Genomic DNA, 15453 nt, shown 5'->3' on the forward strand with positions numbered 1-15453 from the left:
ATGGCCGACGAGTCCCCCCTCATCCGCAGTCTGCGCGCCGCCGTGGCCGCCGCCCCCGGTGACGTGCCCCTGCGCCTCCACTTCGCCGAGCTCCTCCTCGCGGAAGGGCGCAACGACGAGGCCGTCGCCGAGGCGGCCGTCGCCCTCCAGCACGCGCCGGGCGACGCGGACGCGCGTGCGCTGATGGTGCGGGCCATGGGGATGCCCGCGGCGCCCGCGCCGGCTCCCGAAGAGGCCGTGGAGCCGGTGCGGCCCGCGCCCGCCGCCCCTGCCGCCTCCTTCGACTGGGACGCCGCCGAGCAGCAGGTGCAGGACCTCGTCGGGCCCCGGTTCCTCGACGACCCGCAGGCCGACGGCGGGGACGGGATCGCGGGGGACGCCGCCGCCTGGGACGTCGACGCCCCCGGGGCCGTACGCCTCGCCGACGTCGGCGGCATGGAGGAGGTCAAGGAGCGTCTGGAGGCGGCCTTCCTCGCCCCCATGCGCAACCCCGAACTGCGCAGGCTGTACGGGAAGTCGCTGCGCGGCGGCCTGCTCCTGTACGGCCCGCCCGGCTGCGGCAAGACCTTCATCGCGCGGGCCGTCGCGGGCGAGCTCGGCGCCAACTTCCTCACCGTCTCGCTCTCCGACGTCCTCGACATGTGGATCGGGGCCTCCGAGAAGAACATCCACGACATCTTCGAGACCGCCCGCCGCCAGGCGCCCTGCGTCGTCTTCCTCGACGAGCTGGACGCCCTCGGCGCCAAGCGCTCCCGCACGCACCACAGCGGCCTGCGCAACGTCGTCAACCAGCTGCTGACCGAGCTCGACGGCATCGCGAGCGGCGCCGGCAACGAGGGCGTCTTCGTCCTCGCCGCCACCAACGTGCCCTGGGACGTGGACATCGCGCTGCGCCGCCCCGGCCGCCTCGACCGCACCCTGCTCGTGCTGCCGCCGGACGCCGCCGCCCGCGAGGCGATCCTCCGCTACCACCTGCGCGAGCGCCCCATCGAGGCCGTCGACCTCGGCAAGCTCGTCAAGGCCACCGAGGACTTCTCCGGCGCGGACCTCGCCCATGTCTGCGAGACGGCCGCCGAGGCCGCGCTCCTCGAATCGGCCCGCAGCGGCTCCGTACGCCTGATCACCACCAAGGACCTGCTCGGCGCGGCCAAGCAGATCAAGCCGTCGACGGAGCCGTGGTTCGCCGCCGCCCGGAACGTCGCCATGTTCGCCAACGAGGGCGGTCTGTACGACGACCTCCTCGCCCACCTCAAGCGGAAGCGCAAGCTGTGACCGCGTCCACCGCGCTCGCCCGCGCCGAGGCGCTCTACGAGGCCGGGCGGTACGCGCAGGCCGGTGAACTCGTCGCCCGGCACCTGGCGACCGAACCGGAGGACGCCGAGGCGCTCGTCCTGCTCGCCCGGTGCCATCACCGGGCCGGCGACCGGGCCGCCGCCCTGACCGCCGTCGACCAGGCGCTGCGGGCCGAGCCCGAGCTGCTCGGCGGCTGGCTGATGCGCGTCCACATCCTCCTCGCCGACCGGCGGTTCCCGGAGGCGGAGGCCACCGCCCGGCACGCCGTCGAACTCGCCCCGAACCACTGGGGCACCCACTACGCGCTCGGCACCGCCCTCGCCGAGCACGCCGAACGCACCCGCACGCCCGCGCGTACCGTCGAGGCGTACGAGGCGGCGCGCACCGCCGTCGGCCTCGCGCCGGAGGAGGACGCCGCCCACTTCCTGGTCGGCCTGACCGCCCAGCGGCGCGGCGACCACGCCACCGCACAGCGCGCGTACGAGACGACCCTGCGCCTCAACCCGCAGAGCAGCGAGGCCCACAACAACCTGTCGCTGCTGCGGCTGCGCCGCCGCTGGTTCCGGCGCGGTGCCTGGACCCAGGCCGCCGAGGGCTTCGTCGCCTCCGCCGCGCTCGACCTCCAGGACCGCAAGGCCCGCTACAACCTGGAGGCCATGGCCTGGAACACCGCCGCGGGCGCCCGCTGGGTCGCCCTCGTCGGCTTCCTGGCCGCCGCCCTCGCCGATGCCGCGATCCCCACCCCCGCGACCTGGGCCGACGCGGCCGTCCCGTTCCTGGTCGGCGAGGCCGTGATCCTCGGAGCCTGGGGCGGCTGGGCGGTGTGGATGGCCCGCCGGGTGCCGCCGCGGCTGCGCCGGCCGCTGCTCCTCGTGGCGCGCAACTGCCGGCCCGTGCTGTTCATGGCGGGGGCCGTCGGGCTCCTCGGGCTCTACTCGCTCGCCTCGCTCGCCCTGTGGTCCTTCGACTCGGGCGTGGTGACCGGACTGGGCACGCTCCTGTTCTGGGGCGTGATCATCACGTACTGGGTGAGCCGCTCGGCGCTCAACCGCCGCGCACCGAAGGACTGACGGTTTTCCACAGGCTTCCGGCGGCTTCCACCGGTGGTGGGAGGCGGCGGATAGCATGACCGGGTAGTTGATCGTCACGGCACGGCCAGTACATGGTCAGTGGTCGGCATCAGACCGAGGAGGTCCGGGACATGGCCGGAGAGCCGCAGAGCGACTGCCTGTTCTGCAAGATCGTGGCCGGGGAGGTGCCGGCGACGATCGTGCGCGAGACGGAGACCACCGTCGCGTTCCGCGACATCAACCCGCAGGCGCCCACGCACGTCCTCGTGATCCCGCGCGTCCACTACCCCGACGCCGCCTCGCTCGCCGCCGCCGCGCCGACCGTCGCCGCCGACATACTGCGCGAGGCGGGGGAGGTCGCCGAGCAGGAGAAGGTCGACGGCAGCGGTTTCCGGATCGTGTTCAACACCGGCGCCGGCGCCGGCCAGACCGTCTTCCACGCCCACGCGCACGTGCTGGGCGGCCGCGGTCTCAACTGGCCCCCCGGATAACCCGTGTCCGTACGCGAACTGGTCGTCCTCGGGACCGCGAGCCAGGTCCCGACCCGGCACCGCAACCACAACGGCTATGTGCTCCGCTGGGACGGCAGAGGGATCCTCTTCGACCCGGGCGAGGGCACCCAGCGGCAGATGCTGCGGGCCGGGGTCGCCGCGCACGACCTCGACCGGATCTGCGTCACGCACTTCCACGGCGACCACTCGCTCGGCCTGGCGGGGGTGATCCAGCGGATCAACCTCGACCAGGTCCCGCACCCGGTCACCGCCCACTACCCGGCGAGCGGGCAGCGCTTCTTCGAGCGGCTGCGGTACGCGACGGCCTACCGCGAGACGGTGCGGCTGACCGAGGCGCCGGTGGCCGCCGACGGGCCGCTCGCCGTCACCGAGGAGTTCACCCTCGACGCCCGCCGGCTCTCCCATCCCGTCGAGTCCTACGGCTACCGGATCACCGAGCCCGACGGGCGCCGCATCCTGCCCGGGAAGCTCGCCGCGCACGGCATCAAGGGCCCCGACGTCGGCCGGATCCAGCGCGACGGCAGTCTCAACGGCGTCACCCTCGACGACGTGAGCGAGGTCCGGCGCGGGCAGCGCTTCGCCTTCGTCATGGACACCCGGCTCTGCGACGGGGTGCACGCCCTAGCCGAAGGCGCCGACATGCTCGTCATCGAGTCGACCTTCCTCGACGAGGACGTCCGGCTCGCCACCGACCACGGCCATCTGACGGCCGGACAGGCCGCCGCGGTCGCCCGGGACGCGGGCGTGCGGCACCTCGTCCTCACCCACTTCTCGCAGCGCTACTCCGACCCCGCGGCCTTCGAACGACAGGCGCGGGCAGCCGGGTTCGACGGCGAGCTGAGCATCGCCCAGGACCTCATGAGGGTCCCCGTACCGAAACGAACGTGAACATGCCTGTACCCAAGGCCGAACTGCACCTCCACATCGAAGGCACCCTCGAACCCGAGCTCGCCTTCGCGCTCGCGGAACGCAACGGCGTCACCCTGCCGTTCGCCGACACCGCCGCCCTCCGCGAGGCCTACCGCTTCGGTGACCTCCAGTCCTTCCTGGACCTGTACTACTCGCTGATGGCGGTCCTGCGGACCGCCGAGGACTTCACCGAGCTCGCCGACGCCTATCTGGAGCGGGCCGCCGCCCAGGGCGTCCGGCACGCCGAGATCTTCTTCGACCCGCAGGCGCACACCACCCGCGGCATCCCGATCGGCACCGTCATCGAGGGCCTTTGCGCCTCCCTCGACCGCGCCGAGGAGCGGCACGGGATCTCCACCCGGCTCATCCTCTGCTTCCTCCGCGACGAGTCGGCCGAGTCGGCGCTCGCGACCCTGGAGGCCGCGAAGCCGTACCTCCACCGGATCACCGGCGTCGGCCTCGACTCGGCGGAGGTCGGCCACCCGCCGGCCAAGTTCCGCGAGGTGTACGAGGAGGCCGCCCGGCTCGGCCTGCGGCGCGTCGCCCACGCGGGCGAGGAGGGCCCCGCCGCCTATGTCCGCGAGGCCCTGGACGTCCTCGGCGTGGAGCGGATCGACCACGGTCTGCGCTGCATGGAGGACCCGGAGCTCGTCGACCGGCTGGCCCGCGAGCGGGTGCCGCTCACGCTCTGCCCCCTGTCGAACGTCCGGCTCCGCGTGATCGACACCCTCGCCGACCATCCGCTCCGCACGATGATGTCGGCGGGTCTCCTCGTGACCGTGAACTCCGACGACCCCGCGTACTTCGGGGGCTACGTCGGGGACAACTTCGACGGGGTGCGCGAGGCGCTGGACCTCACGGAGGACCAGCTCCGCGAGCTGGCACGGAACTCGTTCCAGGCGTCGTTCCTGGAGGACGACGAGGAGCGGCGGGCGCGGTACCTGGCCGAGGTGGAGGCGTACGAGTTCGGGGGCCGGTGACGGCAGAAGGGCGTAAGGCGTACGTGTTTTCGGATTGCGGGTTTCCGGGTCCGGCCGTGGGGTGATACTCGGGCGACGACCGTTGTTTCGGGGGGAGCAGCACGTGTCAGACACGCCCGGTACCGCAGGGGACACCGCGGCCACGCCGCCGGGTCCCGGAGCCTCGGGAGCCGCGTCGGGAGCCGCCCCGGCGGCCGCCCCGGCCGACCGGCCGGCCCCGCATCCGCCCCGATGGGCCTGGTGGGTGGCCGGGGTGGTGGTGCCGCTGGTCGGCGCCCTGGCGACCGTCCTGACCCAGACCCAGCGCACCGGCAACGCGTCCGCGCCGCCGCCCGCGCAGGTCGCGCCCACGGGCGCCTCGTCCACCGCGGGCGGGACGCCCGGCACCGGGCCGACGTCCGCGACGCCGTCCCCGACGGCGACGGGAACGACCGCGCCGGGAACGGCCGCGCCCAGCTCCGCACCGGGACCGACCGGCGCCCCCACCCGGGCACCGGGGACGACGACCCCGCCCACCCGGCCTTCCCCGACACGGGTGCCGCCCGCGCTGCGGGACGGCGGCGCCGCGGCGCCCCCGGTGGGCCCGGCGGTACGGATCGTGAACGGCAACAGCGGCCTGTGCCTCGCGGTGCCCGGTGGCTCGACCGCGGTCGTCGACCTGAACCAGTTCGGCTGCGGCCCGTACGCCGACCACTTCTGGCACCTCCGGCCCGCCGGCGCGGACGGCTCGGGGCGGGCCCGCTACCGGATCGTGAACAACAACAGCGGGTACTGCGCGGCCGTCCCGGGGGCCAGCAAGGCCACCGCCGTGAACGTCAACCAGTACCCCTGCGGCGACTACCCGGACCACCTGTGGCGGGTCGAGTACCAGAAGCGCGACACGGCCGGACGCCCGCTCTACCGGATCGTCAACGCCAACAGCGGGCTCTGCCTCGCGGTCCCCGGGGCGAGCACCCGGGAGACCGCGCCGGTCAACCAGTACCCCTGCGGCCCGTACCCCGATCACTTCTGGCGGTTCGGGCAGGGGTGACCCGCACGCCTCAGCCCCGCACGCCTCAGACGCGCCCCCCCTCAGACCCGCACGCCTCAGCCCCGGTCCGAAGGACGGGCCAGCCGGAACGCCGACTTCGCCGCCCCGCGGCGGCCCGCGGCGACCGGGATCGGGGTGACCTCCTGCTCCGGCGCTCCCATCTGCGGGACCAGGACCGTTCCCGAGCCCCGGCCCGCGAGGACCGCGGCGGGGGCCCCGCCGCGGCGGCGGATCGAGCCCGGGACCAGGGGGCGGCCGGAGGCGTGGCGGGCGACGGCCGTCATCGGGGCGGCGACCAGCAGCAGCAGGGCGCAGAGGACGAGGCCCATGCCCGGGTAGCCGGCGCGGTCGGAGAGCAGGGAGCCGGTCACCGGGCCGCAGGCCACGCCGAGGGAGGAGGCCGAGCCGACCATGACGGCCCAGCGGCCGCGCGGGTCCAGGGAGGCCGCCAGGCCGAGCAGGTAGGACAGGACGACCGGGTAGAAGGCGTTCCAGAGGATCTCGCCGGTCGCGAAGCCCGCGAGGTTCTCCGCGGTCGAGCTCAGCAGGACGCAGCCCGCGATCGCCACCGTGCCCGCGCCGATCGGGACCGCCCGGCCCAGGCGTGAGCCGAGCGCGCCGGCCGCCGTGACGCCGGCGAGGCCCGCGCCGAGGGCCGCCGCGAAGACCGCGCCGACGGTGACCTCGGAGAGGCCGGCCTGGGTGAGGCCGATGCGGCCGCTCACGCCCCAGAGGGCGTTCTGCGCGAGGGACCAGCACAGGATGCCCCCGGCGAGCACCGCGCCCGCCCGCCGGTGGGGGAGGGGACCGGAGACGCCCGCGCCCTCTCGGGCGCCGAGGACGCCCGTGGTCTCGCGAGCCGTGTGCGCGGTGGTCGGCAGTCCGCTCGTGAACGGCCACACCAGGGCCGCCCCGCACGCGATCGCGAGGAGCGGGGCGGCGTGGCCGCCGCCCAGGTGCGGAAGGGTCAGGTAGAGGGCGCCGGCCGCCGCCGAGACGGAGAGCAGGCCGAGGGTGGAGGCCCGGTGCGGGTCGCGCCTCCCGGCGATCCCGGCCACGGCCACCGCCGTCGCCGTGCCCGAGCCGAGGCCGCCGAGGACGGCGCCCGCGACGACAAGCGGCACGAGGCCGGTCGCGGCGGCGGAGCCGTATCCGACGGCCATCGCGAGCAGGCCCGCGCGGGCGGCCCTGCGTGGCCCGATCCGCTCCCCGCGCGCGGCGAGCGTGAAGCCGGCGGCGGAGGAGCCGAGGAGCAGGACGGAGCCGATCAGACCCGCCTGGGACGGGCTGAGGCCGAGACCGGCGGAGAGGCGGCCGACGACGGTCGGCAGGAGGTACGGGGCGAGGTAGCCGGCCGTGAAGAGGGCGACGAGGGCGACGAGGGCCCCCGCGCCACGAGTCCGCGAGGACATGGGCGTTCCCGGAACGGAAGGGGAGGGGTGGAGCGCCCGGTGGTGTGCGCGGGGCACGGGGTCGCGGACCATGTGTATCAAGCGGGCGAGGGGCGGGAGAAGGCGGTTTCCGCCGGTTCGGCATGTGATCCGGGACACTCTTTGTTTGAGGGGCGGGTTCGTGGGTATCGAGGTGTCTTCTTGCAGCGTCCCACCCGTCACCCCACCCCCATCGGGCACACTGATCTGATCCGCACCGCGACCGGGGAGCCTGCCGTGACCACAGCAAGGGGAGAGCAGCCGCAACACGACGCCGAGGTCGATCCGTTGGTGTGCCTGCGCGAGCCCACGGACCCCGCCTGCGACGTCTTCCTCACGGGCACGGTCTTCCTCGACATCATCTTCACCGGCCTGGACAGCGCTCCCGTCCGCGGCACCGAGTCCTGGGCCCGGGGCATGGGATCGAGCCCGGGCGGCGTCGCCAACATGGCCACCGCCCTGGCCCGCCTCGGCCTGCGGACCTCGCTCGCCGCGGCGTTCGGCGACGACCACTACGGCGAGTACTGCTGGGACGCCCTGGAGCAGGGCGAGGGCATCGACCTCTCGCTCTCCCGCACCGTCCCCGGCTGGCACTCCCCGGTCACCGTCTCCATGGCCTACGAGGGCGAGCGGACGATGGTCTCGCACGGCCACGAGGCCCCGCCGCTCGACGGCGCCCTGCCCGCCTACCCGCCGCACGCGCGCGCGGCCGTCGCCTCCCTCGTGCCCGGCCGCTCCGAGGACTGGGTCGCCCAGGCCGCCCGCGGCGGCGCCAAGGTCTTCGCCGACGTCGGCTGGGACGACACCGGCCGCTGGGACCTGGCCGGCCTCACCGACCTCCAGCACTGCGAGGCCTTCCTGCCGAACGCCGCCGAGGCGATGCGCTACACCCGCACCGACTGCCCCCGGGCCGCCGCCCGCGCCCTGGCCGACAAGGTCCGTTACGCGGTGGTCACGCTCGGCTCCGAGGGCGCCTACGCCGTCGACGGCGCCACCGGCGAGACCGCCGAGGTCCCCGCGATCCAGGTCTCCGCCCTCGACCCGACCGGCGCCGGGGACGTCTTCGTCGCCGGTTTCGTCACCGGCACCCTCGCCGACTGGCCGCTCGCCGACCGGCTCGCCTTCGCCGGGTTGACCGCCGCCCTCTCCGTGCAGGAGTTCGGGGGCTCGCTGTCCGCCCCGACCTGGGGCGAGATCGCCGCCTGGTGGCAGCACGTCCAGGGCCACGCCCGCCAGGACCCCGAGGCGCTGCGCGGCCGCTACGCCTTCCTGGAGCGGCTCCTGCCCGCCCCGGCCCGCCCGTGGCCGCTGCGCAGGGCCGTGCCGACGATCGGGTTCCGGGCCGCTCATTCGTAAACCCTTACGAGTCTGTCGGTGCCTGGTCGTAGGCTTGGTAGCCGAGAGGTTGTCGAGCAGCGAGAACCCTGCAACGGGAGGTATGTGCAGGCCACAGTGCCGGCCCATGACTCAGACACCCACAGCCCACAACGGAGCGCCCCACGACGGGGCGCCTGGACAGGCCCGCGCCCACTTCACCGTCCCGGCGAAGCACCCCATGGTGACCGTCCTCGGCTCCGGTGACTCCCTGCTCCGCGTGATCGAGCGGTCGTTCCCGCGGACCGACATCCACGTCCGGGGCAACCAGGTCAGCGCGGTCGGCGACGCCGTGGAAGTCGCCCTGATCCAGCGCCTGTTCGACGAGATGATGCTGGTGCTCCGCACCGGTCAGCCGATGACGGAGGACGCAGTGGAACGCTCGATCGCCATGCTCAGGGCGAGCGAGAACGGATCGGCGGAGGGCGGCGAGGAGATTCCCGCCGAGGTGCTCACGCAGAACATCCTCTCCAGCCGGGGACGCACGATCCGTCCCAAGACGCTCAACCAGAAGCGGTACGTCGACGCGATCGACAAGCACACGATCGTCTTCGGCATCGGCCCCGCCGGCACCGGCAAGACCTATCTCGCCATGGCGAAGGCGGTCCAGGCCCTGCAGTCCAAGCAGGTCAACCGGATCATCCTGACCCGGCCCGCCGTCGAGGCGGGCGAGCGGCTCGGCTTCCTGCCCGGCACGCTCTACGAGAAGATCGACCCGTACCTGCGCCCGCTGTACGACGCGCTGCACGACATGCTCGACCCCGACTCGATCCCCAAGCTCATGGCGAGCGGGACGATCGAGGTCGCGCCCCTGGCGTACATGCGCGGACGGACGCTGAACGACGCGTTCATCATCCTCGACGAGGCGCAGAACACGAACCCCGAGCAGATGAAGATGTTCCTCACCCGCCTCGGCTTCGACTCGAAGATCGTCATCACCGGTGACGTCACCCAGGTCGACCTGCCGAACGGGACGAAGAGCGGTCTGCGGCAGGTCCGCGACATCCTCGACGGCGTCCCGGACGTGCACTTCTCGACGCTCACGTCGCAGGATGTCGTCCGGCACAAGCTCGTCGGCCGTATCGTCGACGCGTACGAGCAGTACGACAGCCGCAACGGGAAGTAGTACACAAGCACCATGTCGATCGACGTCAACAACGAGTCCGGTACCGAGGTCGACGAGCAGGCGATCCTCGACATCGCCCGCTACGCGCTCGCGCGCATGCGCATCCACCCGCTCTCCGAGCTCTCGGTGATCGTCGTGGACGCGGAGGCGATGGAGCAGCTCCACATCCAGTGGATGGACCTGCCCGGGCCGACGGACGTCATGTCCTTCCCGATGGACGAGCTGCGCCCGCCGTCGAAGGACGACGAGGAGCCCCCGCAGGGGCTCCTCGGCGACATCGTGCTCTGCCCCGAGGTCGCCACCCAGCAGGGCAAGGACGCGCCGACGCAGCACTCCATGGACGAGGAGCTCCAGCTCCTCACCGTCCACGGGGTGCTGCACCTGCTCGGGTACGACCACGAGGAGCCCGACGAGAAGGCCGAGATGTTCGGCCTCCAGGCGGCGATCGTCGACGGCTGGCGCGCGGAGAAGGGCCTCACCGGCCCGTCCCCGGCTCCGACCGTCTCCTGACCCCCGATGGACGTGTCGCTGATCCTCGGCGCCGTCGCGCTGGTCATCGTGGCCTGGCTCGCCGCCTGCGCCGAGGCCGGTCTCGCCCGCGTCTCCAGCTTCCGCGCCGCCGAGGCCGTCCGGTCCGGGCGGCGCGGCGCGGAGAAGCTGGCCCAGGTCGCCTCCGACCCGACCCGCTATCTCAACGTCGCGCTGCTCGTCCGCGTCGCCTGCGAGATGGCGGCCGGCGTCCTCGTCACGTACGCCTGCCTGGAAGCCTTCCCGGAGACCTGGGAGGCGCTGCTCGTCGCGATCGCCGTCATGGTCCTCGTCAGTTACGTGGCCGTCGGCGTCTCGCCGCGCACCATCGGCCGCCAGCACCCGCTGAACACGGCGACCGCCGCCGCGTACGTGCTGCTGCCGCTGGCCCGGATCATGGGCCCGATCCCGCAGCTCCTCATCCTCATCGGCAACGCGCTGACGCCGGGCAAGGGCTTCCGCAAGGGCCCCTTCGCCTCCGAGGCCGAGCTGCGGGCCATGGTCGACCTCGCCGAGCAGGAGTCGCTGATCGAGGACGAGGAGCGCCGCATGGTGCACTCCGTCTTCGAGCTCGGCGACACCCTCGTACGGGAGGTCATGGTGCCCCGCACCGACCTCATCTGCATCGAGCGGTACAAGACGATCCGTCAGGCCCTCACCCTCGCGCTGCGCTCCGGCTTCTCCCGGATCCCGGTGACCGGGGAGAACGAGGACGACATCGTCGGGATCGTGTATCTGAAGGACCTCGTCCGCAAGACGCACATCAACCGCGACTCCGAGGCCGACCTGGTGTCGACCGCGATGCGGCCCGCCGCCTTCGTGCCCGACACCAAGAACGCCGGTGACCTGCTGCGCGAGATGCAGCAGGAGCGCAACCACGTCGCCGTCGTCATCGACGAGTACGGCGGCACGGCCGGGATCGTCACCATCGAGGACATCCTGGAGGAGATCGTCGGCGAGATCACCGACGAGTACGACCGGGAGCTGCCGCCCGTCGAGGAGCTCGGCGAGGACCGCTACCGGGTCACCGCCCGCCTCGACATCGGCGACCTCGGCGAGCTGTACGGCTTCGGCCCCGACGAGTACGACGACGAGGACGTGGAGACCGTCGGCGGTCTGCTCGCCAAGGCGCTCGGCCGGGTCCCGATCTCCGGGGCCAAGGCGGTCGTGGAGCTGCCCGACGGCCGCTCGCTGCGACTGACGGCCGAGGCGCCCGCCGGCCGCCGGAACAAGATCGTCACCGTGCTCGTGGAGCCGCTGGAACCGGAGGAGAAGCCGGAATGACCCCCGACGAGCTGCGCGCCTTCTGCCTGGACTTCAACGACGCCTCGGAGGAGTTCCCGTTCGGTCCGGACACCTCCGTCTTCAAGGTCGCCGGGAAGATGTTCGCGCTCTCGTGGCTGGACGGCCGGCCGCTGCGGGTCAACCTCAAGTGCGACCCGGACGACGCCGTACGGCTCCGCGAGGAGCACCCGGCGATCGCCCCGGGCTACCACATGAACAAGCGGCACTGGAACACGGTGACCGTCGCAGAGCTCCCGGACCGGATGGTCCGGGAGCTCGTCGAGGACTCGTACGACCTCGTCGTCGCCGGTCTTCCGAAGGCGGTACGGCTCCGCCTCGACCGGCCGTAGGAGGACCTCAGGACCGGCGCCGCAGGCCGAGGGCGACCAGGACCGCCGCGCCGACCACGATCGCCGCGTCCAGGGCGATCACCGTGCGGACCCCGGCGAACAGGTCGGAGCCGGTGGTGGCGAGCACACCGAGCAGCGGGATCCCGACGGTCAGACCGACCTGCTGGGTGGTGGTGACCAGACCGGTCGCGAGCCCCTGCTCCTCGTCGCGGACGCCGGAGGTGACGGTCACGCCGTACGAGATGATCGCACCGAGGTGCAGCATCGACGCCAGCGAGACGGCCACCGTCGCCAGGACCGCGCCGGACTCGCGGCCGATGCCGAGCAGCGCGGCGGTGAGCAGGCCCTGGCCGAGCAGCGAGACCACCAGGGTGCGAGGGGCGCCGAACCGGCCGATCACCTTCGGGGTCACCATGCCGGCGAGCACCGAGAACGCGCCCTGGACGCCGAAGACGATGCCGGAGGCGAAGGCCGAGAGGCCCAGCGTCTCCTGGAGGTACAGGGTCAGGACGAAGACGATCGTCGACATCATCGAGAAGGTGACCAGACCGCCCAGGTTGCCGAAGGCGACGGTACGGCGGCGCAGCACCGGCAGCGAGACCAGCGGGGCCGGGTGCCGGGACTCGATCACGCCGAAGGCCACGAGCAGCAGCACGCCCAGGCCGAGGGTGACGGGGACGTCCACGCCGCCGAAGCCGCGCTCGGCCGCCGTCGTCAGGGCGTAGATCAGGGAGAGCAGTCCACCGGTGACGGTCAGCGCGCCGGGGACGTCCAGGCGGGGCCGCTCGGGGGTGCGGGACTCGGGCAGCAGGCCCGGGGCGAGCGGCAGCACGATCAGGGTGAAGACGGCGAGCAGGCCCATCGTGGAGCGCCAGCCGAGGGTGTCGGTCATGACACCGCCGAGCACCATGCCGATGGTGAAGCCGAGGGACATCAGGGTGCCGGAGATGCCGAGCGCCCTGGCCCGCAGCGGGCCCTCGGGGAAGACGGTGGTGAGCAGCGCCATGCCGGTCGGCACGATCGCCGCCGCGCCGACGCCCTGGAGGGCGCGTCCTGCGAGGAAGGCGCCGGGGCTCCAGGCGAACGTGGCGAGCAGGGAGGCCGCGCCGAAGAGCACGAGGCCGGAGAGGAAGAGCTTCCTGCGGCCGAAGAGGTCGCCGATCCGGCCGAAGAGGAGCAGGAAGCCGCCGGAGGGCAGGGCGAAGGCGGTGACGGCCCACTGCAGGCCGGAGGGGTCGAAGCGGAGGTCGGCGCCGAGGACGGGCAGGGCGACGTTCAGGACGGAGAAGTCGAGCGCCACCATGAACTGGGCGGCGCACAGGACGAAGAGGACGAGCCGGTCGCGGCGGGTGAGGGCCGGGGGAGCGGCGGGGGCCGTGGTGGGGGTGGCGGGGGATTCGGGCGGGGTGGTCGTCGTTGCCATGCGTCCACCTTCGGCGTACGGGAACAACGCTGGGGAGCGGGAACTTATCCTGTTGGTCGCACCACCAGGCACCGCCCGGCATCCACCATGCGTCCAGGGGGAGGAAGCACACGTGGCCACCGCTCTCGAGAGCACCAGCGCGAAGCAGCACCGACTGGCCGAACTGCGCGAGTTCCTGATGAGCCGTCGGGCCCGGGTCAGCCCGGCCGAGGCGGGACTCCCGGACGGCGGCGCCCGCCGCCGCACCCCGGGCCTGCGCCGCGAGGAGGTCGCGGTCCTCGCGGGCGTCGGGGTCTCCTGGTACCAGTGGCTCGAACAGGGCCGGGACATCACGGTCTCCCCGCAGGTCCTCGACTCGGTGGCGCGGGTGCTGCGGCTGAGCCCCGCAGAGCGCCGCCATCTGTACGTCCTGGCGGCGCTGAACCCGCCGGCGCTCGAACCGGCCCCGGAGGACCGGGACATGTGCCACGGGCTCCGGCGGCTCATCGACGCGTGGATGCCGTTCCCGGCGCACATCATGGACCAGTACTGGAACACGGTGATGTGGAACGACGCGGCGTCGATCGTGCTCGGGATGCGGCCGGAGATCGTGCAGAACTGCCTGGTCGCCTTCTTCACGGACCCGCTGTACCGCGCGCGGTCGACGCGCTGGGAGGAGCTCGCGCCGAAGGTCGTCGCCCAGTTCCGCTCGGCGTGCTCGGAGTGCCCGGACGACGAGGGCTTCCAGGCGGTGGTCGAGTCGGCCAAGGAGGCGAGCGCGGAGTTCGCCGAGCTGTGGGAGCGGCGGGACATCCTGCCGGGCGGCCAGAACCGCAAGGAGATGGAGCACCCGCTGGTCGGCACGCTGGTCGTGGAGTCGACCCAGCTCAGGGTCCCGGCCCGGCCGGACCTGGTCATCGTGATGCACACCCCGCTGCCGGAGGCGGACACGGCGGAGAAGCTGGAGTGGCTGGTGTCGCCGGAGGGGCGTCGCGGGGCGATGTACCCGGTCGCGGGCTGATCGTCCTCGCGGACCTATGCTCGGTTCATGACACTCAGCAGCGAGCACGGCGACCTCGGCGCCGAGGACCTCAAGATCATCACCCTTGCGCGGAGCGCCCGCGCCCGTAACGGCGTGCCCGAGGGTGCGGCCGTACGCGACGAGACGGGCCGCACGTATGTGGCGGGCACCGTGGAGCTGGAGTCGCTCAAGCTGAGCGCGCTGCGGACCGCGGTCGCGATGGCCGTGGCCAGCGGGGCCCAGTCCCTGGAGGCGGCGGCCGTGGTGTCGAACGCCGAGGCGGCCTCGGACGAGGACCGCGCGGCGGTACGGGACCTCGGCGGCCCGGAGACCCCGGTGCTGCTCGCGGGTCCGGACGGGCAGCTGCGCGTGGCGGTCACCGCGGGCTGAGCCCGGGTGCCTAGGGCCTGATCCGACGCGAATGGTCAGACAGGCCCTCGCCGAGGCATTCGCGAGCGGCGAGATCAGGACAGCGGGGCCCGGCGACACGCCGGGCCCCGCTGTCCTTGTGTGTTTGTGAAGGATCACCGCATCTTCTCTTGCCTTCCCCGGCGGTCTGCGCGTCAATGACAGCGGTTCGTCCGACGGACCGTCAGATCTCCATCCTTCACGCAGCGTCCGCACCCCTGCGTTCGGTATCGAAAGGGGTTCGAACTCGCCATGAGAAGCAGAAGCACCTTAGGGACCGTCGCGGTACTCACCGGGGCGCTCGCCGCCGCCGGACTCGCCTTCGCCCCGACGGCCGGCGCCGTGTCGCCGGGCTCGGCGACGGCGACGTACGACTGCGGCAGCTGGGGCGGCGGCACCGCCACCCTCACGGCCACGCAGAGCGGCACCGCCGCGACCATCACCGTCAGCTCGGCCGTCACGACGCCGATCGCGGTCGGCGCCGACTCGATCAGCTCCACGCTGACGATGGCCAAGGCCGGCGGCGGCACCCGGGTCTTCACCGGGAAGAAGAACCCGGCGCTCTCCGCCGGACAGCCGGTCGTCATGGGCCCGCTGAGCGGGACCGTGGCCTCGGGCGACAGTCTCAACTCGTACTTCGCGGGGGTCGCCCTCAAGATGGTGATCTTCGGGATCACGGTGAACTGTGACGCGGTGACCTCGCAGTCGCCGGGTCCGTTCGTCTTCAGCTGAGCCT

16 protein-coding genes are annotated in these 15453 nt (G+C 73.0%); 14 read left to right on the forward strand and 2 right to left on the reverse strand.

The window, feature by feature from the left end; all coding sequences use genetic code 11:
• The 6 genes from ACWGN5_RS12130 to ACWGN5_RS12155 all read left to right on the forward strand — a co-directional run bounded on the left by ACWGN5_RS12130 (position 1) and on the right by ACWGN5_RS12155 (position 5794).
• The gene (locus ACWGN5_RS12130; protein ID WP_453513776.1) at positions 1 to 1272 is read left to right on the forward strand and encodes an ATP-binding protein; all 1272 of its coding nucleotides are present in this window, start codon (positions 1 to 3) and stop codon (positions 1270 to 1272) included.
• Entirely contained in the window at positions 1269 to 2363 is a 1095-nt protein-coding gene (locus tag ACWGN5_RS12135; protein ID WP_453513778.1) for a tetratricopeptide repeat protein, read from the forward strand. The genes ACWGN5_RS12130 and ACWGN5_RS12135 overlap by 4 nt, the downstream gene beginning before the upstream one ends.
• Positions 2364 to 2494: 131 nt before the next feature.
• Positions 2495 to 2854 (forward strand): histidine triad nucleotide-binding protein, encoded by a 360-nt coding sequence (locus ACWGN5_RS12140; RefSeq protein ID WP_453513779.1) that lies wholly within the window; start codon positions 2495 to 2497, stop codon positions 2852 to 2854.
• 3 nt (positions 2855 to 2857) lie between these two features.
• The gene (locus ACWGN5_RS12145; RefSeq protein WP_453513780.1) at positions 2858 to 3763 is read left to right on the forward strand and encodes a ribonuclease Z; all 906 of its coding nucleotides are present in this window, start codon (positions 2858 to 2860) and stop codon (positions 3761 to 3763) included.
• Between the two features lie 2 nt (positions 3764 to 3765).
• Complete coding sequence (locus tag ACWGN5_RS12150; protein WP_453513782.1) at positions 3766 to 4764, forward strand: adenosine deaminase; 999 nt, start codon at positions 3766 to 3768, stop codon at positions 4762 to 4764.
• Between the two features lie 103 nt (positions 4765 to 4867).
• Positions 4868 to 5794 carry an RICIN domain-containing protein gene (locus ACWGN5_RS12155; protein WP_453513783.1) on the forward strand — a complete coding sequence of 309 codons (927 nt, stop codon included), beginning with the start codon at positions 4868 to 4870 and terminating at the stop codon, positions 5792 to 5794.
• A 56-nt stretch (positions 5795 to 5850) separates the two neighbouring features.
• Here ACWGN5_RS12155 and ACWGN5_RS12160 read toward each other — a convergent pair whose 3' ends face one another.
• Positions 5851 to 7206, reverse strand: coding sequence for an MFS transporter (locus tag ACWGN5_RS12160; RefSeq protein WP_453513785.1), 1356 nt, complete (start codon positions 7204 to 7206; stop codon positions 5851 to 5853).
• A gap of 255 nt (positions 7207 to 7461) precedes the next feature.
• Here ACWGN5_RS12160 and ACWGN5_RS12165 point away from each other — a divergent pair, with 255 nt between their 5' ends.
• The 5 genes from ACWGN5_RS12165 (at position 7462) to ACWGN5_RS12185 (ending at position 11886) form a co-directional block, all read left to right on the forward strand.
• A complete protein-coding gene (locus tag ACWGN5_RS12165) occupies positions 7462 to 8580 on the forward strand; it encodes a carbohydrate kinase family protein (protein ID WP_453513786.1) in 1119 nt (372 codons plus the stop codon).
• A gap of 106 nt (positions 8581 to 8686) precedes the next feature.
• Entirely contained in the window at positions 8687 to 9724 is a 1038-nt protein-coding gene (locus tag ACWGN5_RS12170; RefSeq protein ID WP_453513788.1) for a PhoH family protein, read from the forward strand.
• 12 nt (positions 9725 to 9736) lie between these two features.
• A complete protein-coding gene (gene ybeY, locus ACWGN5_RS12175; RefSeq protein ID WP_041129173.1) occupies positions 9737 to 10234 on the forward strand; it encodes an rRNA maturation RNase YbeY in 498 nt (165 codons plus the stop codon).
• Between the two features lie 6 nt (positions 10235 to 10240).
• Positions 10241 to 11536, forward strand: a complete 1296-nt coding sequence (locus tag ACWGN5_RS12180) for a hemolysin family protein (RefSeq protein WP_453513790.1) — start codon at positions 10241 to 10243, stop codon at positions 11534 to 11536.
• Complete coding sequence (locus tag ACWGN5_RS12185) at positions 11533 to 11886, forward strand: MmcQ/YjbR family DNA-binding protein (RefSeq protein WP_453513791.1); 354 nt, start codon at positions 11533 to 11535, stop codon at positions 11884 to 11886. Before ACWGN5_RS12180 ends, ACWGN5_RS12185 begins: the two co-directional genes overlap by 4 nt.
• A 7-nt stretch (positions 11887 to 11893) precedes the next feature.
• On the opposite strand, the gene ACWGN5_RS12190 is transcribed toward ACWGN5_RS12185, so the two are convergent.
• Positions 11894 to 13309: an MFS transporter gene (locus ACWGN5_RS12190; RefSeq protein ID WP_453513793.1), complete on the reverse strand. Its 1416-nt coding sequence runs from the start codon at positions 13307 to 13309 to the stop codon at positions 11894 to 11896.
• 178 nt (positions 13310 to 13487) lie between these two features.
• On the opposite strand from ACWGN5_RS12190, the gene ACWGN5_RS12195 reads away from it, so the two are divergent.
• From ACWGN5_RS12195 to ACWGN5_RS12205, 3 genes are all read left to right on the forward strand, one after another.
• Positions 13488 to 14309: a helix-turn-helix transcriptional regulator gene (locus tag ACWGN5_RS12195; protein ID WP_453513930.1), complete on the forward strand. Its 822-nt coding sequence runs from the start codon at positions 13488 to 13490 to the stop codon at positions 14307 to 14309.
• 27 nt (positions 14310 to 14336) lie between these two features.
• Complete coding sequence (locus tag ACWGN5_RS12200; protein ID WP_189801886.1) at positions 14337 to 14699, forward strand: cytidine/deoxycytidylate deaminase family protein; 363 nt, start codon at positions 14337 to 14339, stop codon at positions 14697 to 14699.
• A 270-nt stretch (positions 14700 to 14969) separates the two neighbouring features.
• Positions 14970 to 15449, forward strand: a complete 480-nt coding sequence (locus tag ACWGN5_RS12205) for a hypothetical protein (protein WP_453513795.1) — start codon at positions 14970 to 14972, stop codon at positions 15447 to 15449.
• The last annotated feature ends 4 nt before the right edge of the window (positions 15450 to 15453 follow it).

Source organism: Streptomyces sp. NPDC055815, from assembly GCF_053616475.1.

Excerpts from the sequence above, each read along its gene's own strand:
- ACWGN5_RS12130 (WP_453513776.1), top strand. The coding sequence starts at position 1 with ATGGCCGACGAGTCCCCCCTCATCCGCAGTCTGCGCGCCGCCGTGGCC.
- ACWGN5_RS12140 (WP_453513779.1), top strand. The coding sequence starts at position 2,495 with ATGGCCGGAGAGCCGCAGAGCGACTGCCTGTTCTGCAAGATCGTGGCC.
- ACWGN5_RS12150 (WP_453513782.1), top strand. The coding sequence starts at position 3,766 with ATGCCTGTACCCAAGGCCGAACTGCACCTCCACATCGAAGGCACCCTC.
- ACWGN5_RS12160 (WP_453513785.1), bottom strand. The coding sequence starts at position 7,206 with ATGTCCTCGCGGACTCGTGGCGCGGGGGCCCTCGTCGCCCTCGTCGCC.
- ACWGN5_RS12170 (WP_453513788.1), top strand. The coding sequence starts at position 8,687 with ATGACTCAGACACCCACAGCCCACAACGGAGCGCCCCACGACGGGGCG.
- ybeY (WP_041129173.1), top strand. The coding sequence starts at position 9,737 with ATGTCGATCGACGTCAACAACGAGTCCGGTACCGAGGTCGACGAGCAG.
- ACWGN5_RS12180 (WP_453513790.1), top strand. The coding sequence starts at position 10,241 with ATGGACGTGTCGCTGATCCTCGGCGCCGTCGCGCTGGTCATCGTGGCC.
- ACWGN5_RS12185 (WP_453513791.1), top strand. The coding sequence starts at position 11,533 with ATGACCCCCGACGAGCTGCGCGCCTTCTGCCTGGACTTCAACGACGCC.
- ACWGN5_RS12190 (WP_453513793.1), bottom strand. The coding sequence starts at position 13,309 with ATGGCAACGACGACCACCCCGCCCGAATCCCCCGCCACCCCCACCACG.
- ACWGN5_RS12195 (WP_453513930.1), top strand. The coding sequence starts at position 13,488 with ATGAGCCGTCGGGCCCGGGTCAGCCCGGCCGAGGCGGGACTCCCGGAC.
- ACWGN5_RS12200 (WP_189801886.1), top strand. The coding sequence starts at position 14,337 with ATGACACTCAGCAGCGAGCACGGCGACCTCGGCGCCGAGGACCTCAAG.
- ACWGN5_RS12205 (WP_453513795.1), top strand. The coding sequence starts at position 14,970 with ATGAGAAGCAGAAGCACCTTAGGGACCGTCGCGGTACTCACCGGGGCG.